At 37.0% G+C, this 25,390-nt stretch carries 22 protein-coding genes and 1 pseudogene; 5 read left to right on the top strand and 18 right to left on the bottom strand.

Annotated elements, in window-relative coordinates; genetic code table 11:
* A complete protein-coding gene (glmS, locus tag FTU64_RS09360; RefSeq protein WP_180059662.1) occupies positions 1 to 1,839 on the top strand; it encodes a glutamine--fructose-6-phosphate transaminase (isomerizing) in 1,839 nt (612 codons plus the stop codon).
* Between the two features lie 55 nt (positions 1,840 to 1,894).
* Positions 1,895 to 3,265, top strand: a complete 1,371-nt coding sequence (locus FTU64_RS09355) for a phosphomannomutase CpsG (protein ID WP_180059661.1) — start codon at positions 1,895 to 1,897, stop codon at positions 3,263 to 3,265.
* Positions 3,266 to 3,369: 104 nt separating this feature from the next.
* Here FTU64_RS09355 and FTU64_RS09350 read toward each other — a convergent pair whose 3' ends face one another.
* The 5 genes from FTU64_RS09350 to galU all read right to left on the bottom strand — a co-directional run bounded on the left by FTU64_RS09350 (position 3,370) and on the right by galU (position 9,765).
* Positions 3,370 to 4,821, bottom strand: a complete 1,452-nt coding sequence (locus tag FTU64_RS09350; RefSeq protein ID WP_373886575.1) for a capsule assembly Wzi family protein — start codon at positions 4,819 to 4,821, stop codon at positions 3,370 to 3,372.
* Between the two features lie 112 nt (positions 4,822 to 4,933).
* On the bottom strand, positions 4,934 to 5,956 hold the full coding sequence (gene galE / locus FTU64_RS09345) for a UDP-glucose 4-epimerase GalE (RefSeq protein ID WP_180059659.1): 1,023 nt from the start codon (positions 5,954 to 5,956) through the stop codon (positions 4,934 to 4,936).
* 1 nt (position 5,957) lies between these two features.
* Positions 5,958 to 7,619, bottom strand: a complete 1,662-nt coding sequence (gene pgi, locus FTU64_RS09340) for a glucose-6-phosphate isomerase (protein ID WP_180059658.1) — start codon at positions 7,617 to 7,619, stop codon at positions 5,958 to 5,960.
* On the bottom strand, positions 7,619 to 8,872 hold the full coding sequence (locus FTU64_RS09335; RefSeq protein ID WP_180059657.1) for a UDP-glucose/GDP-mannose dehydrogenase family protein: 1,254 nt from the start codon (positions 8,870 to 8,872) through the stop codon (positions 7,619 to 7,621). Before FTU64_RS09335 ends, pgi begins: the two co-directional genes overlap by 1 nt.
* 17 nt (positions 8,873 to 8,889) lie before the next feature.
* Positions 8,890 to 9,765, bottom strand: a complete 876-nt coding sequence (gene galU / locus FTU64_RS09330) for a UTP--glucose-1-phosphate uridylyltransferase GalU (protein WP_180059656.1) — start codon at positions 9,763 to 9,765, stop codon at positions 8,890 to 8,892.
* 97 nt (positions 9,766 to 9,862) lie between these two features.
* On the opposite strand from galU, the pseudogene FTU64_RS09325 reads away from it, so the two are divergent.
* The 3 genes and pseudogenes from FTU64_RS09325 to FTU64_RS09315 all read left to right on the top strand — a co-directional run.
* A pseudogene (locus FTU64_RS09325) lies at positions 9,863 to 9,964 on the top strand (IS5/IS1182 family transposase); the annotation flags it as partial.
* A 197-nt stretch (positions 9,965 to 10,161) separates the two neighbouring features.
* Positions 10,162 to 10,788, top strand: coding sequence for an exopolysaccharide biosynthesis polyprenyl glycosylphosphotransferase (locus FTU64_RS09320; RefSeq protein ID WP_180059655.1), 627 nt, complete (start codon positions 10,162 to 10,164; stop codon positions 10,786 to 10,788).
* A 20-nt stretch (positions 10,789 to 10,808) separates the two neighbouring features.
* Positions 10,809 to 11,606: a glycosyltransferase family 2 protein gene (locus FTU64_RS09315; RefSeq protein ID WP_180059654.1), complete on the top strand. Its 798-nt coding sequence runs from the start codon at positions 10,809 to 10,811 to the stop codon at positions 11,604 to 11,606.
* A gap of 20 nt (positions 11,607 to 11,626) precedes the next feature.
* On the opposite strand, the gene FTU64_RS09310 is transcribed toward FTU64_RS09315, so the two are convergent.
* The 13 genes from FTU64_RS09310 to FTU64_RS09250 all read right to left on the bottom strand — a co-directional run bounded on the left by FTU64_RS09310 (position 11,627) and on the right by FTU64_RS09250 (position 25,336).
* The gene (locus FTU64_RS09310) at positions 11,627 to 12,688 is read right to left on the bottom strand and encodes a glycosyltransferase family 4 protein (protein ID WP_180059653.1); all 1,062 of its coding nucleotides are present in this window, start codon (positions 12,686 to 12,688) and stop codon (positions 11,627 to 11,629) included.
* Between the two features lie 11 nt (positions 12,689 to 12,699).
* Entirely contained in the window at positions 12,700 to 13,947 is a 1,248-nt protein-coding gene (locus FTU64_RS09305; RefSeq protein WP_180059652.1) for an EpsG family protein, read from the bottom strand.
* Positions 13,948 to 14,811, bottom strand: a complete 864-nt coding sequence (locus tag FTU64_RS09300) for a glycosyltransferase (RefSeq protein ID WP_180059651.1) — start codon at positions 14,809 to 14,811, stop codon at positions 13,948 to 13,950.
* Positions 14,808 to 15,377 (bottom strand): dTDP-4-dehydrorhamnose 3,5-epimerase, encoded by a 570-nt coding sequence (gene rfbC, locus FTU64_RS09295; RefSeq protein WP_180059650.1) that lies wholly within the window; start codon positions 15,375 to 15,377, stop codon positions 14,808 to 14,810. The genes FTU64_RS09300 and rfbC overlap by 4 nt, the downstream gene beginning before the upstream one ends.
* Positions 15,378 to 15,435: 58 nt before the next feature.
* On the bottom strand, positions 15,436 to 16,335 hold the full coding sequence (rfbA, locus tag FTU64_RS09290; RefSeq protein ID WP_180059649.1) for a glucose-1-phosphate thymidylyltransferase RfbA: 900 nt from the start codon (positions 16,333 to 16,335) through the stop codon (positions 15,436 to 15,438).
* 1 nt (position 16,336) lies between these two features.
* On the bottom strand, positions 16,337 to 17,242 hold the full coding sequence (gene rfbD / locus FTU64_RS09285) for a dTDP-4-dehydrorhamnose reductase (protein ID WP_180059648.1): 906 nt from the start codon (positions 17,240 to 17,242) through the stop codon (positions 16,337 to 16,339).
* 7 nt (positions 17,243 to 17,249) lie between these two features.
* Positions 17,250 to 18,326, bottom strand: a complete 1,077-nt coding sequence (gene rfbB, locus FTU64_RS09280) for a dTDP-glucose 4,6-dehydratase (protein WP_180059647.1) — start codon at positions 18,324 to 18,326, stop codon at positions 17,250 to 17,252.
* Positions 18,327 to 18,341: 15 nt separating this feature from the next.
* Complete coding sequence (locus tag FTU64_RS09275) at positions 18,342 to 19,508, bottom strand: nucleotide sugar dehydrogenase (protein WP_180059646.1); 1,167 nt, start codon at positions 19,506 to 19,508, stop codon at positions 18,342 to 18,344.
* Positions 19,501 to 20,793: an oligosaccharide flippase family protein gene (locus FTU64_RS09270; protein WP_180059645.1), complete on the bottom strand. Its 1,293-nt coding sequence runs from the start codon at positions 20,791 to 20,793 to the stop codon at positions 19,501 to 19,503. Before FTU64_RS09270 ends, FTU64_RS09275 begins: the two co-directional genes overlap by 8 nt.
* A gap of 181 nt (positions 20,794 to 20,974) precedes the next feature.
* Entirely contained in the window at positions 20,975 to 22,816 is a 1,842-nt protein-coding gene (locus FTU64_RS09265) for a nucleoside-diphosphate sugar epimerase/dehydratase (protein WP_180059644.1), read from the bottom strand.
* A gap of 50 nt (positions 22,817 to 22,866) precedes the next feature.
* On the bottom strand, positions 22,867 to 24,042 hold the full coding sequence (locus FTU64_RS09260; RefSeq protein ID WP_180059643.1) for a DegT/DnrJ/EryC1/StrS aminotransferase family protein: 1,176 nt from the start codon (positions 24,040 to 24,042) through the stop codon (positions 22,867 to 22,869).
* 35 nt (positions 24,043 to 24,077) lie between these two features.
* Entirely contained in the window at positions 24,078 to 24,734 is a 657-nt protein-coding gene (locus FTU64_RS09255; RefSeq protein WP_218950857.1) for a NeuD/PglB/VioB family sugar acetyltransferase, read from the bottom strand.
* Positions 24,734 to 25,336 (bottom strand): sugar transferase, encoded by a 603-nt coding sequence (locus FTU64_RS09250; RefSeq protein ID WP_180059642.1) that lies wholly within the window; start codon positions 25,334 to 25,336, stop codon positions 24,734 to 24,736. The genes FTU64_RS09255 and FTU64_RS09250 overlap by 1 nt, the downstream gene beginning before the upstream one ends.
* Between the last annotated feature and the right edge of the window lie 54 nt (positions 25,337 to 25,390).

Below are 25,390 nucleotides of genomic sequence, written 5' to 3'. Positions count from 1 at the left end.
ATGTGTGGTATCGTCGGCGGCGTTGCAGAACGTAATATCAGCAATATCCTCATCGAAGGTTTAAAGCGCTTAGAATATCGGGGCTACGATTCAGCAGGCTTGGCGTTGATCAATCAAAATCAAGTGCTGCGTGAACGCCGTGTAGGCAAAGTGGCAAATCTTGAACAAGCAGTGAATGAATCTAAAGTAACTGGCTCTCTTGGCATTGCGCATACGCGCTGGGCCACTCACGGCAAACCGACTGAAGAAAATGCGCATCCGCATCTTTCAGGCAATGCCGCTGTTGTTCATAACGGCATTATTGAAAATTACCAAGAACTAAAAGATGATTTGATTGCTCGCGGCTACGTCTTCACATCACAAACGGATACTGAAGTTGTTGCTCACTTGGTGAATGATGCACTCAAAACATCAAAAGACTTATTAGAAGCTGTAAATAAAGTTGTACCTCAGCTGAAAGGCGCTTATGCGCTTGGTATTGTTCATACAGATTATCCTGATGAGTTGATTACCGTCCGTGAAGGTTCACCGCTTGTAATTGGTGTAGGTATTGGCGAGAACTTCATTAGCTCTGACCAGCTTGCACTTCTTCCAATTACCAACCGCTTTATTTACCTTGAAGAAGGTGATATTGCGCGTTTAACACGTAATTCTATTGAAGTGTTTGTTAATGGTGTCATTGCAGAGCGCCCTGTTAAAGAGCTTGATGCAACGGTAAGCAATGCATCAAAAGGCGAATATAAGCACTACATGCTCAAAGAAATTTATGAGCAGCCTGAAGCAATCAAACAAACGATTTCACAGGCTTTAAATGGCAATGCGCTGCGTGAAGATTTCCTAGCGTCTGCAATTGAAGATTTTTCTAAAATTCAGCAAGTGCAAATTATTGCCTGCGGCACAAGCTACCATGCCGGCATGATTGCCAAATACTGGTTTGAACAGCTGATTGATTTACCATGCCAAGTTGAAATTGCCAGTGAATTCCGTTACCGCTCACCAGTGATTGTGAACAACACACTTTATGTATGTATTTCTCAATCTGGTGAAACTGCGGATACGCTGGCTGCGCTGCGCGATACCCAAAAACGCGCTGCTGCCAAAAACTTAAACATCACCACGATGACGATCTGCAACGTTGCAACATCTTCAATGGTGCGTGAAACCAGCCATAGCCTGCTGACGCTTGCCGGCCCTGAAATTGGTGTGGCTTCAACCAAAGCATTTACCACTCAGCTTGCAGCGTTAATGCTTCTTGTATTGAAAATTGGTCAAATCAAGAAAACCATTTCAGAAGAGCAAATTGCTAAAATTGTCGCTGAACTATGGCATGCACCTAAAGTGATTTTAGATACCCTGCAAAACAATGCCGAAATCCTGCGTTTATCTGAGCTATTTGTAGAGAAGCAGCACTGCCTGTTCTTAGGACGCGGGACGCACTTCCCGATTGCGCTCGAAGGCGCATTAAAGCTGAAGGAAATTTCATATATTCATGCTGAAGGCTATGCTGCCGGCGAACTGAAACACGGTCCGCTTGCGCTTGTCGACAATGATATGCCCGTTGTTATTCTTGCACCGCAAGATGACATGCTCGATAAACTCAAATCAAACATGGAAGAAGTTCAGGCGCGCGGCGGCGAGCTGTTTGTATTTGCCGACGAGAACAGCGGAATTCAAGGCAAAGACCGCCAGCATGTCGTCAGCGTGCCAGCAGTTGATGCGGTTCTTGCACCGATTGTGTACAGCATTCCTGTGCAGCTGCTGTCATACCATGTAGCGGTGCTCCGCGGCACCGATGTTGATCAGCCGCGAAACCTGGCAAAATCTGTCACTGTTGAATAACTGAAAAGGCTGACTCTGTTCAGCCTTTTTCCTGATAAATAACTAGAGAAGAGCTATGACTCAATTAACTTGCTTTAAAGCTTACGATATTCGGGGAAGACTCGGGGAAGAGTTAAACGAAGAAATCGCCTATAAAATTGGTCGCGCTTATGGGCAAATTTACCAGCCTAAAACTATTGTTGTCGGCTGTGATGTCCGTCTGACCAGTGAAGATCTGAAGCAGGCCACAATTCGTGGCTTAAATGATGCAGGCGTTAATGTGCTTGACCTTGGCATGACAGGGACAGAAGAAGTCTATTTCGGTGCATTCCATCTTGATGTTCAAGGTGGGATCGAAATCACGGCAAGCCACAACCCGATGGACTATAACGGCATGAAATTGGTCCGCGAAAATGCACGCCCCATTGGAGCAGATTCAGGTCTAAAAGAAATTCGTTTATTGGCTGAATCAGGCAACTTTAATGAAGTTATCACTAAAGGCACAACTGAAAAATACAATATTCTGCCTGAATATATCGATCATTTAATGTCATATATTGATCCTTCCAAAATTCGCCCACTCAAATTGGTCATGAATGCGGGTAACGGCGCTGCTGGTCATGTGGTTGATGCCATTGAAGCAAAATTTAAACAGCTCAATATGCCTGTTGAATTTGTCAAAATTCACAATGATGCCGATGGTACTTTCCCTAATGGTATTCCCAACCCAATTTTAGTTGAAAACCGTGACAGTACCCGTAATGCGGTGATTGAACATCATGCAGATATGGGTATCGCTTGGGATGGTGACTTTGACCGCTGCTTCTTATTTGATGAAAAAGGCAAATTTATTGAAGGTTATTACATCGTCGGTCTATTGGCACAAGCGTTCTTACTGAAACAATCTGGTGAGAAAATTGTGCATGATCCTCGCCTGGTTTGGAATACCTTTGATGTGATTGAACAATACCAAGGTGAAGCGATTCAGTCTAAATCAGGGCATTCATACATTAAAGAAAAAATGCGTGAGCACAATGCAGTGTATGGCGGTGAAATGTCAGCACATCATTACTTCCGTGATTTCTCTTATTGTGATAGCGGTATGATTCCTTGGTTATTGGCAATTTCTGTACTCTCAGAAACCCAGCAAACATTGTCTTCACTGGTTGAAGATATGATTGAAAAGTTTCCTTGTTCAGGTGAAATCAATTTTAAAGTTACGGATACTCAAGCCACCATTCAAAAGATTTTTGATCACTTTGCCGATCAAAATCCTGCAATTGATGAAACGGATGGCATCAGCCTGAATTTTGGTGCATGGCGTCTAAATGTACGTGCTTCCAATACTGAACCTTTATTACGTCTCAACATTGAAAGCCGTAAAGACCAAAATCCACAACCGATACAAGACTATGTGGATGAATTAACGCAGTTGATTCAAGGTTAAATTGTTCTGCATGCTAATAAAAAACCATTCAACTTATCATATAGGTTGAATGGTTTTTATTTTTAGCTGAATTCCCGATGGGTTCTCTAAAAACGGACAGCTTATTAAAATAATGAGCGATCCAATGGAATTTCAACCCCTAAAGACACGCCACTATCTCCGCCATACACGTCAGAGTCACTGACCCAACCACTTAATTTCAACGGCGTATTTGGACGAAGATAATGTGTCCACGTTAAATCCAGAGCTTTGATTTCATCTTTTTGTGGAAAAGCATGATTGATTTCAAGTCCTGACTGATTCACTTTTGCCAACAAGATGCGACCATTTAAACGATTCATTTTATCGAAACGAATATCCCCACCTAAACTATACATCTGACCATCACCGCCCATAGCGTGAGCTAAAGGGAATCCATGTTGGTAGTAACCATCTGTATATACATAGTGATTATAAGAATAGCCTAGTACATCGCCATTGGTTCGAGTATCTGCCCATTCAGTATAAAGCTGGAACGGCATATTCTTCACTTGTGAGGAATAATCGAGTCCTGCCAAATACATTTTCCGAGATGGCAGTAATCCTGCTTCATCCTCACCGACAAACTGTCCATATAAACTTACAGGGACTTTAAACCATTGTTGTAGATTTAAACGGGCATCCAAGCCTGCAATTTGGTTGGACTTATCAACCTCACCTTCTTCTTCAACGTTATCATTACCTTTAATCGCCTCCCATAAAGTATTCCAACTTTCTGAGCGTCCTTCCCCCCCCCACTGGAATGTGCGCGATGCAGCCAATTCAAGATAAGGTAAAGGCTGGGCTGTCAAACGCAGACCTAATAATTTTGTATCTGGAATCGCTTTATAATCATCCAATTGTCCAGCAAAAACTTGGTATTGCCAAGGACCAATCCAAGATAACCATTTCGTTTCAAATGCCTTTTGCTCAGCGCGTTGCATTGTAAAACCGTATACTGGACGACTTGCATCCCCTCGGATTAGACTACCATCATGCCCAGGTCCCCAATAGGTTGGAATTTGTCCTGCAATCAACCATTGATTCCACAACTTTCCAGATAAATATGACCCTTCAACATTCACATCATGCCCATTATCAATAATAGGGTCTTTTTCAGCATTAATACGCAGTCTTGCATCCCATTGCGCCCCACCAGCATTGAACTCAACAGCCGCTTGATATTGTGATTTTTGTTCATCTGCAAAATGTTGCGGTACATTTTGGGGATCAGATTCAGCATATAAACTGGCTTTGGCCGTTGTATTTTCCGCACTTAAAGCAGCTTGCACGGAGTCCAAGACTTGCTGCTGAACTTGATTATCAATCTTTGCATTAGATAAAACACGTTGTATTTCATCACCACTTAAAGGCCATGTAGACGTGCTAATTTGAATCACACCTTGTTGATTTAACCAATTTAAATCAGTTCGTAAGTCTTCATTATTTAAAACAATTCCTTGTGCAATTGCTGGCAAAGAAAGTGCAGATAAAACCGCAAGTGACAAAAATCTAATACTTTGATATCTCATAAATATTCTTCATCTAAGTTCATTTTTAAAAAACATCATAGCGATGTTTTTTAAAATAAGGGAATAAATACATGATTGTTTGCATAATCAATACATGACAGAGTTTTAAAATATTGTATCAGTCCTGCATAAAACCATTTGGGTTTTGCTTTTGCCAGTTCCAGCTATCAACCAGCATATCTTCTAACCCAAATTTTGGCTGCCAACCTAATTCAGCAACCGCCCGAGCATTATCAGCAAACGTTGTTGCAACATCCCCTGCCCGACGTGGTGCGTATTCAAAGGGAATACGCACATTATTGACTTTCTCAAAGGTATCCTTGATTTGCTGTACAGAAATTCCATTGCCTGTACCAATATTCCAAACACGGCAGCCTGTATCATTCAGCCTGTTCTGAATCGCCAACACATGTGCACAAGCCAAATCAACAACATGAATATAATCCCGCACCCCTGTACCATCTAGGGTATCGTAATCACGACCAAATATCGACAATTTTTCACGTCGCCCTACTGCAACCTGAGTCACAAATGGCATTAAATTATTTGGAATCCCATGTGGATCCTCTCCAATTTGGCCACTTTTATGTGCACCAACAGGATTAAAATAACGCAGCAAGGCAATGGACCAAGTAGCGTTTGACTCGGCAAGCTTTTGTAACATTTGCTCAACGATCAACTTGGTATAGCCATAATTATTGCTTGGCATTCCTGTTGGCATATCTTCACTTAACGGTGATATATTTTTTTCATCATAAACTGTTGCTGATGAACTAAAGACCAATTTAAACACTTTGGCACGAATCATCGCTTGAACAAGATTAATCGAACCTGCAACATTATGATCAAAGTAAGCATGTGGAATGACCTGACTTTCGCCAACTGCTTTTAAACCAGCAAAATGGATGACCGCATCAATCTGATGCTGTGCAAAGATCTGATCTAAGATCTGCGCATCGCGAATATCACCTTGGATAAAAGTTAAACTTTTATTTGCTAAAGCTTGAACTCTCGATAATGACACTTCAGAGCTGTTTGATAAATTATCCAATACAACAACTTCATGTTGAGCATTCAATAATTCCAAACAAGTATGTGAACCAATATAACCAGCCCCACCGGTGACTAATATTTTTGCCATTTTATTTTCCAAGTAAAATATCTAATAGACCACGGGTAGAGCTATCAAAATCAACATAATCTTTTTCTGTACCAGTCAAAATTGGAAGTACTTGATTCGCAATTTGTTTACCTTTTTCAACACCCCATTGGTCAAAAGCATTGATATTCCACAGTACAGATTGCACAAATACTTTATGTTCATACAACGCAACCAACATACCTAAGGTGTAAGGATTAAGCTCTTTGAGCAAAATGGTTGTACTAGGCTGATTACCTTCATATTTTTGATAATTCTCTAGACCCGCCACCTCTTCAGCATCAAGTGCCTGATTACCAAAGGCCAATAGTCGAGACTGAGCCAAACAATTTGATAACGCTAAATGGTGTTGATTAATCAATGCATTGGCATTTTTTACATAGGTAAATTGGTTAGCGGCATAACGATTCACTGGCGCAATAAACTCACAGCTTACTTTATGTGCACCTTGGTGTAACAACTGATAAAAAGCATGTTGTGCATTTGGACCCACTTCACCCCAAACAATAGGGCAAGTATCCAACTCAACTTTCTGACCATTACGCTGAATCGACTTCCCATTCGACTCCATCTCTAACTGTTGTAAATAGGCCGAAAAATACTTTAAACGACCATCATAAGGCAAAATAGCCTGAGTCTGAATTTCTAGGAAGTTATGATTCCATATTCCCAAAACAGCCATAAGAACAGGAATATTTTGGCGCAAAGGAGCATTTTGAAAATGCTCATCAATTGCATGAGCACCTGCAACTAAACGTTTAAAGCCTTGTACACCAATATTTAATGCTATCGGCAACCCAATACATGACCATAAAGAGTAACGCCCACCAACCCAGTCCCAGAGCAAAAACTGATTTTGGTGTGCTATACCCCATTCTGTCATTTTTTCAGGCTTAGTCGATACCCCAATAAAATGATGCTGATCCACCGCTTCTGATTGGCCCAATTGCTTTTCAAGCCATTGACGTGCAGTTTGTGCATTATAGAGTGTATCAATTGTTCCAAAAGATTTAGATGAAATAATAAATAATGTCGTTTCTGGACGTAACTGATGCAACAGATCTGAAAGTTGAGTGCCATCCATCGTTGACACGAAATGCACCTTCAGAGGCTTAATCGTATTAACTTTAAAATCAGACAAAGCATGACTCACCATCAATGGCCCTAGATCAGACCCACCCACACCAATATTGACCACATCTTGTATAACTTCACCCGTTGCACCACGGTACTGACCCGCGTGAATTTTCTCAACCAATGCATACATTCGCTCTAATTGCTCATGTACTTTCCCAGCTAATTTAGGGTGCTGCTCATCATGTTTCGGTAAACGAAGCGCCCAATGCATAGCTGCGCGTTGCTCTGTATAATTAATTTCTTCTTCTGAAAATAAACGTTTCGTCCATGTAGAGAGATCACGAACTTGTGCAAAGTCAATCAATGCGCTTATTACGGACTCATCAACACGATGCTTACTAAAATCAAAAGTGATTTCATCATATTGAACAGAAAAATGTTTAAATCTTTGGTCATCTTCGGCAAAAAAAGTATTTAAGTGCTTCTGACCAATGGTTTTACTTAAGTGTTGTAAATGTTCAAGTGTTGTTGCTAGCGTTTTTTTAGGAAAAATAGTTAAATTTATCATTATCTTCCTACTCCCATATATGCAAATCCCTGACTTTTAACATAATCAGGTTGATAAATATTACGTCCATCCAAAATTAAAGGATGGGCTAATTTAAGTTTTAATTGCGTATAATCAAGTGCCCAATATTGCTTCCATGCAGTTAGAACACATAAACCATGTGCCTGATTCACCGCGTCATACTGATTTTCACATAAAATTAAATTATCACGTTCACCATAAATTGTGTATATTTCTTCTAAGGCTTGTGGATCATGCAAACGAACAGTCACACCTTGCGCCCACAGTGCGGCAAGCATCGGATGAATAGGTGAGAAGCTGGTACTTGAGGTATGTTGCTTAAAAGCAGCCCCCCAAATCGCAATCGTTTTTCCAGCTAAATTTCCATGAAAATAATTCCACAACTTGCGAAAAAGAAACTCTTTTTGTTGCTCATTGATATCCCAAACCTGTCCCAATAGCTGACTTTTTGTTCCAGTATTACTGATGGTATTTGATAGAGTCAAAATATCATGTGAAAAGTTTTCACCACCAAAACCTGCACCTGAATATAAATACGATTCACCTATCCGACTGTCTGCTGCCATTCCATCTCGAACATGGGCAATATCAATACCCAACTTTTCAGCAACATCTGCCAAATCATTCATATAACTGATACGAGTCGCCAACATGCCTGAAATACTGAGTTTGGTAAATTCAGCATCTAAAACAGGCATAAATAAATATTGTTGCTGGCGTGGGAATAAAGGTCGCAACATTTCCTCTAAGTCACCCTGTGCTTGTTGGTCAGCACAGCCAATAATCACTTTAGAGGCACTCGTCACACTTTTAAAAGCTTGACCTTCCTGAATAATATCCGGGAAATAAACCCAATGATCTTTTGTTAATACGGCTTTTAATTTTTCAGTACCATTAAGACCAAAAGTAGAGGCATTAATCATCAATTTAGGATGAATAATCGTGCGCATTTTTAATTTCTGTACAACATCAAGTGCCTCAGCCTCTTGAGTTGGATTGAAACTAAAAAAATACGCATCAATATCCAAGGGAAGAGCCGCAAAATTACAATAACTTAGAAAACCACTTTGATATTGTTTTTCTAAAGCACGAACAACATCTTGATCTCTAAGATTGAATAGCGCTGTATGGTCTTGTAAATCATTACAAATAAAGACCTGATGTCCACTCTCTGCAAGTAATGATGAAATAACACCCGCATACAGTGTTGTACCAAACATTGCGATTTTCATGGCTCATCCCTCTTTTTTTATAACTCTAACTCTTTAATCAGTGCTTTAAACTCATCACCTAACTTGGGATGGTCAACACCATAATGTAAAACTGCTTTCAAATAGCCAATTTTACTGCCGCAATCAAAAGTTTGTCCTTTCATACGATAGGCTTCAACCGTATCTGTCGCTTGCAGCATAGCAATAGCATCCGTCAACTGAATTTCATTACCTGCACCTTTGGGTGTATTTTCCAATAATTGCATAATCTTGGCAGGCAAGACATAACGCCCCACCACCGATAAATTAGAAGGTGCCGTGCCTGCTGCGGGTTTTTCGACAATGCCCTGCATCACGGTACTTTCACCTTCAGCAGGTGCTGTGGCTACATCGACAATACCGTATTGATCGACCAGATGATCTGGCACTGCTTCAACCATAATCTGTGCAGCATGGCTTTGCTCAAAACGCTGAATCATACGCGCCAAGTCATTTTGTGCCGCATCATCTTTAACCAATACATCGGGTAACAGCACTGCAAAGGCGTCATTGCCCACTACAGATTTAGCACATAAAACCGCATGCCCTAAGCCTAAAGGTTGTGGCTGACGCACACTCACGACACTGACATGTGCAGGTAAAATTTCGGTAATTTCTTTGAGCAAATCCAGTTTTTGTTTTTGTGCTAAAGTGGTTTCTAGCTCAAAGTTACGGTCAAAGTAGTTTTCAATGGAGGCTTTAGAGGAATGGGTCACCAAAATAATTTGTTCAATCCCTGCTGCCACTGCTTCGCGCACTACATATTCAATGGCAGGACGATCTACCACCGTAACCATTTCTTTAGGAATGGATTTGCTGGCAGGTAAAAAACGGGTACCTAACCCTGCTACTGGTAGAATTGCTTTTTTAATCATATCAATAAATATTAGGTTCAGAGAAAGGTAAATAGTGTAGCTTAAAATATATTTACAATTACACTTTAAAACAATAGGGTCTGTTGACATTTGTTGATTAAAAAAATTTAGAGGAATTGCCACAAGATACGATAAGCTAAAACGTAACTATCAAAGCGCTGTTGCTTTAGCTTGTATATTTATATGGTTGCCTCTTTAGCTCAATTTATCGGCTGTAAATGTCAACACACCCTAAACTGCGTTAAATTAAATACATTTAAACTCTAGATTCTATAATATTTTATGGATAAATTATTTGTTTTTTTACGATAAAATGTATAGGATTGAGGAGTTTCGTTTCCATTAGCCCTTCATCACTCTTCACGATGAAATCCAAACATTACGAATGAACAGCCAATGACTATATTAAAACCTAATTCTCGTTTTTTAAAACGGGCATTTGATATTATATTTGCACTTTTTTTTCTCATTATACTTTCTCCTTTTATTCTTATTCTAGCATTACTTATCAAAAAAGATGGTGGACCTGCCTTTTATGGTCATGAACGAATTGGACAAAATGGTATAAGGTTTAAGTGTTTAAAGTTCCGTTCAATGGCTGTTAATTCTCAAGAATTACTACAACAAATCCTTAATAATAATCCAGAAGCTAGACAAGAGTGGGAAACCACTTTTAAACTTAAAAATGATCCTAGAATTACAACGATAGGACATTTTATTCGTAAAACCAGTCTTGATGAAATCCCTCAATTAATTAATATTCTTAAAGGTGAAATGAGCACAGTCGGTCCACGCCCTGTTACAGAAAAAGAATTACCTATGTACAATGAGGATGTGAAATATTACTTAATGATTAAGCCAGGGCTGACTGGATTATGGCAGGTCAGTGGTAGAAATGATATTGATTATGAAAGTCGTGTCAAACTAGATACTAATTACATCCAAAACTGGTCGTTCTTTAAGGATATAATTATTATTCTTAAAACAGTTAAAGTTGTACTTAAAAAAGATGGCGCATACTAAGGGATTGGGAATTTAATTTTATGTTAGTTATTGCATCTATTGTGCTTTATAAGCATTCATATGAAGAGTTATCTCCCACTCTAGAATCCCTATTAAATGCTAATGAAATTGAAAAAATTATATTAGTTGATAATGATCATAGTAATTGGGCCAGCAAATTCAATCATCCAAAAATTACATATCTAAAGTCTGATGGGAATTTTGGTTTTGGATATGGACATAATTTAGCAATTAAAAAATTTTCTCATGAAAGTAAATTTTTTCTAATCTGCAACCCTGATATATCTTTTGAGACGACCGAGTTAACCAAATTGGTTAATTTCGCAGAAGAAAATCCAGATATCGGATTATTCTTGCCTAGAATCATGAAAGCAGATGATAGTAATCAGTTCGGTGCTCGCTTACTTCCAACGCCAATGAACTTATTTACACGTCGTTTTTCACCTAAAATTGCTTCATATTTAGATGATGATTACTTGCTCAGGAAATACGAAATTAAGCAACCTATCTTTGCCCCAAATCTATTAGGATGCTTTATGCTTTTTGATAGTAATAAGTTAATGACATTAGGTGGATTTGATGAAAGATTTTTTATGTATATGGAAGATGTTGATCTATCAAGACGATGTGCTGAAAAATTTGGAAATCTTTACTATCCAAATGCATATGTTACTCACTTACATGAACAAGGTTCATATAAAAATCCTGTATTATTGAAAGCTCATATTAAAAGTGCATGGCAGTACTTTAATAAATGGGGATGGTTCTATGATCAAGGTCGAAGAAGACTAAATAATAAAACTATTAATGATATTTAAGTAACGCATAAATTGTTGCCTCAATAAATTTGAGACAACAATTTTTCATATATTTTAATATATCTCTCAGTCATAATTTTCGAAGAAAAATTATTAGCGTATGTTTCATAAGAATATTTAGAAATTAATTGTTTTTCCTGATTAGACAAGCCATAAAAAGCATCCAGTGCTTTTTTAAAAGAATCATCACTCGTTAAATCAAACAAATAACCAGCTTTTCCATTCGAGGCTATATATAATTCTTTATGAGGATCAATATCTGAACATATAAAAGGCTTAGATAATGCCATAGACTCAATGATAGCCATTGGTAATCCCTCAAATTTTGAGGCTGACAGAACACAATCCATACTATTTATTTTATCTAAAATATTATCCACATGACCATAAAATTTTATTTTAGATGACTGATATTTATTAAACAAAGAAGATTCCAAATTTCCTTTACCGAAAATATGTAATTTCACATTTTTATCAATTGACCATTTTTCAAAGTTGCTAATGAGAAAATCAACATTTTTTCTATTAATTAGCGAACCTACATAATAAAAATCAAATAAATCCTTATCCCAATTATAATCTGTAATTTCTTTATTTCCAAAACCATTAGGTACACAATATAGTCTGTAATCTCCATTATAATCGTTATAAAAATTATAAACTGTTCTAGAACATGCTATTTTATAATAATTCTTTACAATGTATTTAGCTATATATGCTTCAAACTTACCACGATAATAACCTTTTCTATCAATAAAATCAGCATCAAAACAATTATGTAGAGTGGTAACCCTTTTACTATAATTGTTCGAAAATAAAAAAGAATATAGATCTGAGATAAAGCAATGAGAATGAATTATATCAAATTTTTCACTCATAATTTTTTTTACAGTTTTAATATCATTTCTAGGAACAATATGGACTGTGCAAAGAGTAGAAAAATCATTATATCTCGCGCCTTTACCAAGAGATAACACAGTAATGTTAATATTTTTGTACAAACTTAAATTTCTAATCATTTCCAGACAGACATTTACTGGACCATTGTTTTCTATACTCGGTATAACATATAATAAATTCATAAAATATCCAGTCAATCTGTTTGTCTTTGATCAGAGTCTTTCCAATATCCATTTTCATCAATAGACATAAAGTAAGATTCAAATTCTTTCTGCCCATGATTATAAATTATAAACATTGGAGGCGTATATAATGTTTTCCACATTTCTCCTAGAATAATTACACGACGATTAGCATAAATACCAGCTATAAGAAAATTATAAGATACGATAACTATTAAAAACAATCTAAATAATTTTTTATACAAGCAAGTATCAAACCCAATGATTATTAAAGAATTAATACCTCTTATTAATAATATAATCGAAATAATAGATAAATATCTACCATGCATAGTAAATGAAAAAAAGAATAAAGATGAAATTATCAACATAATATTGATAAAATTATCCATCTTATTTATTTCTGTTTTTGAAAAAAAATAAAATATAATAAATATAATAAATATAATCCTACTACTATAAGCAATAATTCTACTGTTTAAATTGTTTGCTGCTTGACTCCATTGTCCATCAATATAATGAGTAGCATGTTCAGCCAATCCAAAATAATCAACATTACCAACCATTTTTTTAATAATTAATTCTGATACAGACAAAGCAACAACAGATAAAATTATAGAAATTTTCTTATTAATTTTTAAAAAAAATGAAATTAAAATTGCAAAAGCTGGTATGACCATCGAAAAATGCATTAAAACTGATAATACTAAAATCACTAAAGCTCTTTTAAAATTATTTTTTATAATTAAAGATAAAGCATATACTATAAAAGCTACACCTAGCCCAAATCGAATACCCATTCCATAATTTAAAAAATTAATGTACATCACGAACAATAAAACATAAAATATAAATTTACGCGAATCTATTATTTTATTTACGCATTCTGAATAAATATTTTGATAACTAATCAACAACAAAAAAACTATTAAAAATATAGCTAATGACGGTATAAAATAAAAAGGCAACCCTATATTCAAAATAAAATTAGAAGTTATGTATAACAAAATATCATTGTTATTCTCCCAAATAGAAACCATTGAATTATTTAAATTACTAACGATCTCCCAATATCTGATATGCAAATCATACATAGGAGGAATTCTTATAAAAAAAATCCCGTAGAACAATGAAATTATAAAAAAAATTATTGTATTTTTATTATTACCCTTTATACAAAAAAAAGAATAAATCAAACCCAAAAAAGGAAAAAGCATCAGTAACAATAATGCAACTAGAATTTTTACATTAATTTTCATTTAAAAACACCGTTTAACTAAAAAATAATATATTTTTGGAAAATTATTTTTAATAATAAATTTAAAAAAATATTTCAGAATTTCAAAATTAAAATTCTTACACATATAATTTAAAGTTATTCGAGCGTTACGGTTCTTTATATCTTCAAATTCTAGATATTTCCTTTCTTGATCACTTAAATCCTCAAAATGCTTGGTTATGAATTGATTATAACCACAGTATGCATTACTACTTGTTGTTATCCTTTTTTTTTCATGAGACATATCCATAACATAAGATGGAACAAATATATTAAAAAATGTATGTGATTTTTTCAAAAGTCTAAACCATAGATCATAATCTTGCCAAGATTTTAATCTTACATCAAAGCCACCAATATCTTTAAGATATTTTGTTTTTATAAATATCTGGTTACCAACAATATTGCCTTTTTTTAAATCTGAATAACTCACCATATCATGCTTGACTTTTCTTAAATTGATTCCATATTTAGTTTTAATAAAAATAGGGGAAAATAATATCCCTTTCGACCTATTTTCCACAAAGAGTTCTATTCTGTTTTCCAAAAAATAATCGTCATCATCGAGACCAGTTATAAATTCACCGTGTGCATTATTAATTGCAATATTTCTACTTGTGCATGCCCCGCTATTATTTTCCTTAATAAAGTAATGAACCCTTTTTTCTTTTTTCGATATCTCAAATAAGTAAGCATGTGTCCCATCAGTTGAACAATCATCAACAATAATTACTTCCAAGTTTTTATAAGTTTGTTGCAGAACAGACTCTACTGCTCTCTTCAACAAATCAACACGATTATACGTTGGAATATAGACTGTTACTAATGGATTGTGTGCATTCACTTTTCAAATACCTCACACTCATTCAATGAAGGTGAAATTTTATCTTTTTCATTTAAAATAAATATCTTATTATTAATTTCTGGCCATTTAACTGCAAGATTAGGATCATTCCAAACGATCGAACGTTCACATTCTTTAGAGTAATAATCCGTAGTCTTATATAAAAACTGTGTATTATCTTCTAACGCAATAAAACCATGAGCAAAGCCCGCAGGAATCCAAAATTGCTTATTGTTTTCACTACTTAACTCGACCCCTACCCATTGGCCAAAGCTTTCAGAGTCTTTACGAATATCAACAGCAACATCCCACGCACGTCCCTGAACAACACGGACTAATTTACCTTGGGCGTGCGGATTTAACTGATAATGCAAGCCACGCAAAACGCCTTTTTTTGAAAAAGAATGATTATCTTGAACAAATGTTGGGATATCTAATCCACGATCAGCTAAAGCTTTTTCAAACACCTGCTGATTAAAGCTTTCCATAAACCAACCACGGTCATCTGCAAAAACACGTGGTTCAAAAATCAATAAATCTTTAATTTTAGTTTCAATAACATTCATTCTATTTGCTCAACTATCTTTTCTCAAAATAAAGTGCCCATAATGGGCACTCTAAATATTAACCCTTTGCAACATGCTCATTATAGAGTTTTAACAAATACTGACCGTAGCCAGTTTTCTTAAAGAACTCTCCGCGTGCATTTAACTGATCTGCATCAATCCAACCATTATTAAATGAAATCTCTTCAAGACTTGCTACTTTCAAACCTTGACGGTTTTCAATCGTTTGCACAAATTGACTTGCCTCAAGCAATGAGTCATGTGTGCCCGTATCCAACCACGCGAAACCACGGCCTAAAACTTCTACATTTAGGGCATTCTTTTCAAGATAAATGTTATTCACATCCGTGATTTCAAGTTCACCACGATGTGACGGTTTAATATTCTTTGCAATTTCGACAACATTGTTATCATAAAAATATAAACCTGTTACAGCATAGTTCGATTTTGGTTTTTCAGGTTTCTCTTCAATACTTAAAGCTTTACCTTCAGCATCAAAATCAACCACTCCAAAACGTTCTGGATCATTCACATAATAACCAAAAACTGTTGCACCACTGGTTTGATGAGCTGCTCGTTTTAACTGTTCACTAAAGTGCTGACCATAGAAAATATTATCTCCTAAGATCAAGCAGACATTGTCATCACCAATAAACTCTTCACCCAATATAAAAGCTTGGGCTAAACCATCAGGAGATGGCTGAACTTTATAATAGAGTTGAATACCAAGTTCTTCACCTGTACCTAACAATTTCTCAAAGTTAGGTAAATCTTCAGGTGTAGAAATAATTAAAATTTCACGAATACCCGCTAACATTAATACGGATAAAGGATAGTAAATCATTGGCTTATCGTAAATTGGAAGCAACTGCTTAGATGTTCCCATTGTGATTGGATACAAACGCGTACCCGAACCACCAGCCAATATAATACCTTTACGCTTTATTGAAGTTGTCATGTTATAAAATCTCATTAATGACTTGAGCTACACCTTGTTTCCACTCGGGCATATGTAACTTAAAAGCCTGTTGTAACTTTTGTGTATTTAAGCGTGAGTTTAATGGTCGACGTGCTGGCGTTGGATAAGCAGAAGTCGCTATTGAATTCACTTTTTGAATTGCTAAAACTACACCACATTGACGCGCTTGCTCAAAAATATAATTTGCATAATCATACCATGTGGTTTCACCAGCAGGTGCTAAATGATAATGTCCATGCAGTTGTTGCTGTAGATTAGTCGGTTGTAAGGTATAGTAACGTAATGCCTGTGCTGTCACATCTGCAATCAAAGCTGCACCTGTTGGAACACCCACTTGATCCTGAATAATACTTAACTCTTCTTTAGTTTGCGCTAACTTCAACATTGTCTTAATAAAGTTATTTCCATGTGCGCCATAAACCCAGCATGTTCTAAAGTTAATAAAACGAGCCTGACTTTTCTCTAAAGCATATTCACCATCAAGTTTAGTTTGACCATAATGATTTACAGGTTGCTTTGGTGCGTCCTCGGTCCAAGGCGCAATTCCAGTGCCTTCAAATACATAATCTGTTGAATAATGCACCAATAAAATATTTTGCTGCTGACAAAGCTGCGCCAAGTGAGCAACAGCCTTATGATTTATTAAGTCAGCAAGCTCTTTTTCCGATTCAGCTTTGTCTACTGCAGTATAAGCCGTCGCATTCACGATGATATTTGGCTGAATTTGAGTTAATGCATCCTCAATTGCAGAAAAATTAGCAACATCACCACAGAAACCATCTTCATTTACTGATCGATCTAGAGCAATTACATGACCTAATGGCTGTAAAGCACGCTGCAGCTCCCAGGCAACCTGACCATTTTTACCCAAAAGTAAAATTTTCATGAAGTAATTAAGCCTGCTCTGCTTGATATTGCTGTTTAATCCAATTTTGATATTCACCACTTTGAATATGCTCAACCCATTCTTGGTTATTCAAATACCACTCAACAGTTTTACGCAATCCTGTTTCAAAACTTTCTTCTGGAACCCAGCCCAAATCTTTTTGAATTTTACTCGCATCTATCGCATAACGTAAATCATGACCTGGACGATCCGTTACATAAGTAATCAAATCTTGATAGTGCTTAATACCTTGAGGCTTATTTGGTGCTAAATCTTCAAGTAAATCACAAATGGCTTTTACAACATCAATATTTTTCTGCTCGTTATGTCCACCAATATTATAGGTTTCACCTACAGCTGCCTCAGTAACAACCTTATATAAGGCACGAGCATGGTCTTCTACATACAACCAATCTCGAATTTGATGACCATTCCCATAAACAGGTAGTGGTTTACTCGCCAAAGCATTTTGAATAATCAAAGGAATAAGTTTTTCAGGGAAATGATAAGGTCCATAGTTATTCGAGCAATTGGTCACTATCACAGGTAAACCATAAGTACGATGCCAAGCACGGACTAAATGATCTGAACTTGCTTTACTTGCCGAATAAGGCGAACTTGGTGCATAGGACGTCGTTTCAAGGAACAAATCCTCTGTACCCTCTAAATCACCATAGACTTCATCCGTAGAAATATGATGAAAGCGGAAAGCTTGTTTTTTATTATCGGGTAAAGTGTTCCAATATTGGCGTGTTGCCTCTAACAACTGATACGTACCAATAATATTAGTCTCAATAAATGCAGAAGGACCAGAAATAGAACGGTCTACATGTGACTCTGCAGCTAAATGCATAATTGCATCTGGCTGAAAATCAGCAATAAGGCGATCTAAAGCTTGGCGATCACAAATATCAGTTTGTGAAAATGTATAACGTTCGTGACCGTGAACACTTGCTAAAGACTCTAAATTTCCAGCATACGTGAGTTTATCAACATTCAGAACAACATCTTGAGTGTTTTGAATAATATGACGCACTACTGCTGATCCAATAAAACCAGCTCCCCCAGTAACAAGTATTTTCATAATAATTCCTAAATATTAATTTTCACCAAAAAGATCACGTGTGTACACTTTATCGAGCACATCACTTAATTCATTTACAGCCCGATTCGCAATAATCACATCTGCACGTTGTTTAAAAACAGAAAAATCATTCACGACTTCAGAATTAAAAAAGCGCTCTTCAGAAAAATTTGGCTCATAGACAATCACGTCAATACCTTTGGCTTTAATACGCTTCATAATACCTTGAATCGCAGATTCTCTAAAGTTATCCGAGCCTTGTTTCATGACTAAACGATAAATTCCAACCACCTTCGGCTCTAATTGCATGATTTGCTGAGCAATAAAATCTTTACGTGTAGTGTTGGATTGAATAATTGCAGCAATTAAGTTCTGAGGAACAGACTGATAATTAGCTAATAACTGTTTGGTATCTTTAGGTAAGCAATAACCACCATAACCAAATGATGGATTATTATAGTGGCTACCTATTCGCGGATCTAAACCTACAGCTTCAATAATATCTTTACTGTTTAATCCACGTAATTCACAATAAGTATCTAATTCATTAAAATAAGCTACACGCATTGCTAAATAGGTATTAGAAAATAGTTTTACTGCTTCGGCTTCTGTTGACTCCATCAATAAAACAGCAACATCATCTTTTAATGCCGCCTGCTGAAACAGCTCCCCAACCTTACGCCCTGTTTCTGAACGGTCACCAATCACTATTCGTGAAGGATATAAATTATCGTATAGCGCTTTACCTTCTCGTAAAAACTCTGGTGAAAAGACGATATTTAAATCTGGGTATTGGATGCGAATATTTTGAGTAAAACCTACTGGAATAGTTGATTTAATAATAATCGTTGCTTTTGACTGTAATGTATCTAAATCTTTAATTACTTGTTCAATAGAGGAAGTATCAAAGTAATTAGTTTCTTCATCATAATTGGTCGGTGTCGCAATAATAATAAAATCTCTATTCTCATAAGCAACCGCCTGATCAAGTGTCACTTCAAAATGAGTAACGTCAGTTAAATATTTCTCAATATATTCATCTTGAATAGGAGAGATTCCATTTTTCAGTAATTCCACCCTGCGCGGATCTATATCTAATGCGATAACTTGATGCAGATTGGCAAACATCATTGCATTAGATAAACCAACATAACCTGTGCCTACGACTGTAACTTTATACATTTGAAGTACTCTTAATCTTATTTGTTAAATTTAAATGCTTTTTAAATAGTGGGAAGAAATGTATCTTAAAAATTAAGCCATTTTTATAAAAATAATTGAATAGGGTAGCAGAAAGAAATTCAATCAACATCATACTATATGCCGCACCTTTCGCACCGCCATAATAAATACAAAGCCATGCGATTGGAAAAGATAGAACAGCAACAACTAACATTTTACGTGAAATATAGCTATAGCTTTCCTCTTTAATTAGCAAACGTGCTGCAATAGTGCCTAAACCTGAAAACATCGCTGCAAAACATAATACAACTAACAACTCCTGTGCTTCCTTATAAGCTGTTCCATAAAGCCATTCAATTACATATGGACCCAGTGTATACAGTACACATGCGACCACTAAAGAAATGAGAATAACAACTAAATTTAGTTGAAATACCATTTTATATGATTTAAACGCATCTTTCTCACTATAAATACTACTTAACACAGAGGTAATAATGGCCAAATTTATAAAAGACCATGAAATACCTAAAGGTAATGCAGCAGCATAAATCCCAAGTGCTTTTGTTGACTGCAATGTACCTAATAAAAAACTAGTAATTTGAGTATAAAAAGCTATCGACAAACTCGACAAAAGTAATGCACTACCTGCAAAAAAATAGTACTTTTTATATTGATTATTCGATTTTATTTGAACTTTATATTCTTTATTAAAAATGAAACTCTTAAGTAAATAAGGAACGAGTGTCACAACAACAATTGGAATAGCTAAATATTCGTAAGCGCAGTCATTGATTACCAGAATATAACGAATTAACAATGCAAAAATTAACCCCAAAGTATTTGATACTGCATTAATATAAGAATTTAAGGTTGCATTATTGTAAATATTATAGATATCTTGTGTTAAAAAATAACTTGATAATGCCGTTGCAACACCAAATACAACTGTTAACATATCTGAAAATATATAAAGAACTATTAATACAGGCAACGAAATAATCAAAAAAATGATACTTCTTAATTTTTGTGTAGCATGCAAGTATTTTAAACCAGAATATGAATTTTTACTAACGCGCTTAAATAAAATTTCTTGATTTCCAAACCACACAAAACTTTGTACAAAAGTAAATATAGTTGTTACCAAGGCAATCTTTCCAAAGTTATTTGGACCTATATATTTTGCAACATAAGACATCACAAAAATAAGACCAAATATACCAATAAACTTTTCAAACATCATCCACAGTGAGTTAGATGCTATTTTTTTGGAAAAAATCCTCATAATTTAAAACACTCTAATCAATGAGCATTCAGCATTTAGCATTCATGCAAATTTATATTCTACCTATTAAAACAAGTACAAAAATAGGCGCCCAGTATAATATCTATTAGGCCTATTGTCTTGCTTTTAGTTACTATCATTTAAATTAATCGTTTTTGTTCATTCACAACTAAACCAATCTTTATCGAAACCCTTCTACATATTTTTTTAAAATTTCTTTCATTTCTAATTCATTATTTTTTTCACTGTTCAATAGAAGTGCAGAGAATACTGTAACCATTTCATTTAAATTAAAATATTTCTCAAAAGATTTTAAAATCCGCTCATGCTTTGTTTTTTCAACATTTTCTGCATCAATTAATAATTCTTCATACAGTTTTTCACCTGGTCTTAGCCCTGTAAATTCAATCTTAATATCCCCAAGCCCTTTTTCATCTACAGGCTTAAAACCACTCAAGCGAATCATTTGTTTGGCTAAGTCTAAAATTTTAACTGGCTCGCCCATATCTAATAAAAACACATCACCGCCAGTACCCATTGCCCCTGCTTGAATTACCAGCTGTGCAGCCTCTGGAATAGTCATAAAGTAACGCGTTACTTCAGGATGCGTCACCGTCACAGGTCCACCTTGTGCAATTTGCTTTTTAAATAGCGGAACGACAGAACCTGATGAACCCAGCACATTACCAAAGCGTACAATACTGATTTGAGTCTTTGGATTTGTCGATGCCAAACCCTGACAGTAGAGTTCTGCCATACGTTTGGATGCACCCATGACATTGGTCGGGCGTACGGCTTTATCTGTTGAAATTAAAACAAAGGTTTCTACACCTTGGGCTACAGCTGCATCAACACTACGCTGCGTACCAATCGAAGTGTTATAAATCCCCTCAAAAGGATTGGCCTCGACTAAAGGCACATGCTTATAGGCTGCTGCATGATAAACCGTTTGTACCGCATACTGTTGCAATATACGTTCCAGTTTTGACTGATTGGTGACAGAACCTAATACTGGAATAATTTGTATATCAAATACCTGCAATTCACGGTCAATCGAATACAAAGCAAATTCAGACATTTCAAACAGCACCAGCAATTTAGGCTGATGTTTCACGATCTGACGGCATAACTCAGAGCCGATTGACCCCCCTGCCCCTGTGACCATGACCACTTTATTTTTAATATTTTTTTCTAACAATTCAGCTTTAGGCGGTACAGGATCACGTCCAAGCAAATCAATAATATCGACTTCTCGAATATCAGAGACTCTAACTTTACCATCGACCAGTTGTGTCACACCCGGTAATTCCATGATTTTGACGTCGGTGGCTTCAAAGGATTCAATAATCTCTTTTTTCCGTGCACGACCAACGGAAGGCATGGCAAGTAAGACTTCTTCAATACCAAATTTACCCAATTTAGCTGCTGCACGTTGTGGTGCATAAATTTTTAAACCACTCAGTGACTGACCTTGTAAGGAGCGCTTATCGTCAATAAAACACACAGGCAAATAATCATCTGAACGGTTTAAAGCGGCCGCAATTTGTTGTCCTGCCAAGCCTGCCCCATAAATCGCCACACGTTTGCGAGTTTGTTTTTTGGCAAAGGTTTTAAGCGTCGCATAACGAATCACCGCGCGACTCCACCACATGTAAGAAAACAGCATAAAGCCGTACATGAGTGGAATACTCATCGGAATAAAGGCAACATTCATTTTTTTAATCGTGTACAAGGCCACAATTTGAATAAATGTCCCGATTAAAATCCGTAACAAATAGTCCTCATTAAATGACCGTACAATCGCACGGTAAATCCCGAACAAGGCAAAAATCATTACACCTGCGATGGCAACATAGATATACCAAGCCTCAAGCCCTTGCATCACGGTCACATTTGGACGTGCCAAACGAATGGCATAGGCCAGCCACATCATCAGTGGCAACATGCACATGTCCATAGTCACTAAAACCACTTGTTTTTGGCGACGCGGTAAGGATGCAATGGAACGAATAAAATCTTTCATTGAGGCTCAGTTATCTTGGCTGAAAAAGCACGCTGTGATTATACGCTGTTTTAACCGTGAATCTTGGCAATCACGCTTTGAATCGCAGCTACGGTTTTTTGTAGGCTGTGTTCAGACAGTGTTGGATGCACCAAGAACATCAGACTGCTTTCACCTAAAGCTTTTGCATTGGCTAAACGTGTTGCTGGACGCCACGGTGTCTCATCAAAAGCTTTTTCTAAATACACCTCTGAACATGAGCCACTAAAACATGGCACCGCTTGCGCGCTGATTTCCGCCATGATGCGATCACGTGACCAGCCTTCAGGCAAAGCATCAATATTGACTTGTACATAGCATTTATAAGCGGCATGCACATATTCAACAGATGGTTTCGCTACCGTAAAATAAGGGCTACTTTCAAATACGGCTTGGATACGTGCCATATTGGCATTACGTTTTGCCGTCCATTCAGGCATTTGTTTGAGTTGCAGACGACCAATCACGGCTTGTATTTCCATCATGCGCCAGTTGGTGCCAAAGGAGTCATGCAACCAACGGAAGCCCGGTGGATGTTGCTTGTTATAGACGCTATCAAAGTTTTTGCCGTGATCTTTATACGACCACATTGTTTTCCAAAGACCTTCATCATTGGTGGTGACCATCCCGCCTTCACCGCCTGTGGTCATAATCTTGTCTTGGCAGAATGACCATGCGCCAATATGTCCAATTGAACCTGCTGATTTGCCTTTGTACATCGCGCCATGTGCTTGGGCACAATCTTCAATCACGAAGATACCTTTTTCCTCAGCCAATTGCATGATCGGATCCATATCACACATCCAACCTGCTAAATGCACACAAATAATGGCTTTGGTATTTGGAGTGATGACTGCTTCAATACTACGGCATGAGATATTTTGTGAATCGAGTTCAACGTCAGCAAAAATCGGATTGGCACCCGCAGTCACAATTGAGCTTGCTGAAGCTAAGAAAGTACGTGAAGTGACTATCACGTCATCACCCGCGCCAACACCCAAAGCTTTAAGGGCTAAATCCAGTGCCACTGTACCATTCGCTACCGCAACGGCATGTTTGGTTCCTGCAAACTGTGCAAATTCCTTTTCAAATTCACGGCATTCCTGACCTGTCCAATAATTGACTTTATTGGAGAGAAGGACGTTTGACACTGCATCGGCTTCTGCTTGGGTAAAGCTTGGCCAAGGCTCAAATGCACTGTTTAACATGGAATTTTCCCAGTCTAAAAATCGAGTTTAAAAATCTATTTTGAAGTCACAATTCGGGCAGGATTACCGACCACAGTGACGCCTGCGGGTACACTTTTGGTCACGACAGCACCCATACCCACAATAGCACCTACACCAATCACTAAAGGCTGATCAGGTGTACCCTGCTTAATCATCGCACCCGCGCCAATATAGGCGTGCGCGTGTATATGAATATTGCCGTTGCATTTTACGCCTGGCGCGAAAGTAACGAAATCCCCAATCACACAATCATGCTCGACATAACTGTATAAATTGGCATGAAAACACTTGCCGATTTTGACATTGGAGCCAATGCAGACAAAAGGACTCAAAGCCGAACCTTCAGCGAGTTCTATCTGATCCATTAAAACCACATGGTCCGCAGTGATCGACCAAAGCTGAATGCCATCCATCTTTAAACGCTGAGCGATCTTTTCTCGTACATGACTATTGGCAATGGCAATTTGCACGTATTTTGTCGATGCAGATTCATTTAAAAAAGCTTGGTAATTCATGGCACGATGACCATTCACCACACCAATCTCTGTTAAAGCATCATCGATAAAGATAATTTCAGACGCATCACCATTACGTACCAATTGCTGACGCGCGACAGGCATCAGGCTACGTCCACAACCTGAAGCCCCATAAATCGCATAGAGTGTTGTCATTATTTTTGTTCCGGTGTGCCGGTAAATTTTGTCATGGTTGCCTCGCCTTCGGCACTAATATCATCCTTGGCAATCACTTTTTTCACGGTTTTTAGCATGATTTTAAAATCGAGCCATAAGGACTGATTTTCCACATACCAAGTATCGAGTTCAAACTTTTTTTCCCATGAAATGGCATTGCGACCATTCACTTGAGCATGACCTGTAATGCCCGGACGCACATGATGACGCTTGGCCTGCTCACGATTATAGAGCGGTAAATATTCCATCAATAATGGTCGTGGTCCGACAATACTCATATCGCCTTTAATCACATTCCACAGTTCAGGCATTTCATCCAAACTGGTGGCACGGAGCATTTTTCCGAATGACGTCAGACGCTCACTGTCAGGTAAAGGATTGCCCTGCGCATCAAGTGCATCTTTCATGGTTCGGAACTTCACCATTTCAAAGGGCTTGCCATGCAGACCCGGACGTACCTGACGAAATAAGACTGGCGAACCTAAATTCTTTTTCACCTTATAAGCCACTAAAGCATAAACAGGAGACAGCAGCACCAGCGCAGATGATGCGATAACAATATCCAATAAGCGCTTTAACATGGTTCACTCTTAAGGTTAGATAAAGATGGGGGAATGGTATCCATTTCTAGCAAT

The sequence above is a fragment of the Acinetobacter sp. YH12128 genome (assembly GCF_013418655.1).
In the GTDB taxonomy this organism is placed as follows: domain Bacteria; phylum Pseudomonadota; class Gammaproteobacteria; order Pseudomonadales; family Moraxellaceae; genus Acinetobacter; species Acinetobacter amyesii.
The sequence above is the reverse complement of the archived record's forward strand: the minus strand, read 5'-3'. Positions and strand labels throughout refer to the sequence as shown.

Coding starts and splice junctions, on each gene's coding strand:
- glmS (WP_180059662.1), top strand. CDS start 1: ATGTGTGGTATCGTCGGCGGCGTTGCAGAACGTAATATCAGCAATATC.
- FTU64_RS09355 (WP_180059661.1), top strand. CDS start 1,895: ATGACTCAATTAACTTGCTTTAAAGCTTACGATATTCGGGGAAGACTC.
- galE (WP_180059659.1), bottom strand. CDS start 5,956: ATGGCAAAAATATTAGTCACCGGTGGGGCTGGTTATATTGGTTCACAT.
- pgi (WP_180059658.1), bottom strand. CDS start 7,619: ATGATAAATTTAACTATTTTTCCTAAAAAAACGCTAGCAACAACACTT.
- FTU64_RS09335 (WP_180059657.1), bottom strand. CDS start 8,872: ATGAAAATCGCAATGTTTGGTACAACACTGTATGCGGGTGTTATTTCA.
- galU (WP_180059656.1), bottom strand. CDS start 9,765: ATGATTAAAAAAGCAATTCTACCAGTAGCAGGGTTAGGTACCCGTTTT.
- FTU64_RS09320 (WP_180059655.1), top strand. CDS start 10,162: ATGACTATATTAAAACCTAATTCTCGTTTTTTAAAACGGGCATTTGAT.
- FTU64_RS09315 (WP_180059654.1), top strand. CDS start 10,809: ATGTTAGTTATTGCATCTATTGTGCTTTATAAGCATTCATATGAAGAG.
- FTU64_RS09310 (WP_180059653.1), bottom strand. CDS start 12,688: ATGAATTTATTATATGTTATACCGAGTATAGAAAACAATGGTCCAGTA.
- FTU64_RS09305 (WP_180059652.1), bottom strand. CDS start 13,947: ATGAAAATTAATGTAAAAATTCTAGTTGCATTATTGTTACTGATGCTT.
- rfbC (WP_180059650.1), bottom strand. CDS start 15,377: ATGAATGTTATTGAAACTAAAATTAAAGATTTATTGATTTTTGAACCA.
- rfbA (WP_180059649.1), bottom strand. CDS start 16,335: ATGACAACTTCAATAAAGCGTAAAGGTATTATATTGGCTGGTGGTTCG.
- rfbD (WP_180059648.1), bottom strand. CDS start 17,242: ATGAAAATTTTACTTTTGGGTAAAAATGGTCAGGTTGCCTGGGAGCTG.
- rfbB (WP_180059647.1), bottom strand. CDS start 18,326: ATGAAAATACTTGTTACTGGGGGAGCTGGTTTTATTGGATCAGCAGTA.
- FTU64_RS09275 (WP_180059646.1), bottom strand. CDS start 19,508: ATGTATAAAGTTACAGTCGTAGGCACAGGTTATGTTGGTTTATCTAAT.
- FTU64_RS09270 (WP_180059645.1), bottom strand. CDS start 20,793: ATGAGGATTTTTTCCAAAAAAATAGCATCTAACTCACTGTGGATGATG.
- FTU64_RS09265 (WP_180059644.1), bottom strand. CDS start 22,816: ATGAAAGATTTTATTCGTTCCATTGCATCCTTACCGCGTCGCCAAAAA.
- FTU64_RS09260 (WP_180059643.1), bottom strand. CDS start 24,042: ATGTTAAACAGTGCATTTGAGCCTTGGCCAAGCTTTACCCAAGCAGAA.
- FTU64_RS09255 (WP_218950857.1), bottom strand. CDS start 24,734: ATGACAACACTCTATGCGATTTATGGGGCTTCAGGTTGTGGACGTAGC.
- FTU64_RS09250 (WP_180059642.1), bottom strand. CDS start 25,336: ATGTTAAAGCGCTTATTGGATATTGTTATCGCATCATCTGCGCTGGTG.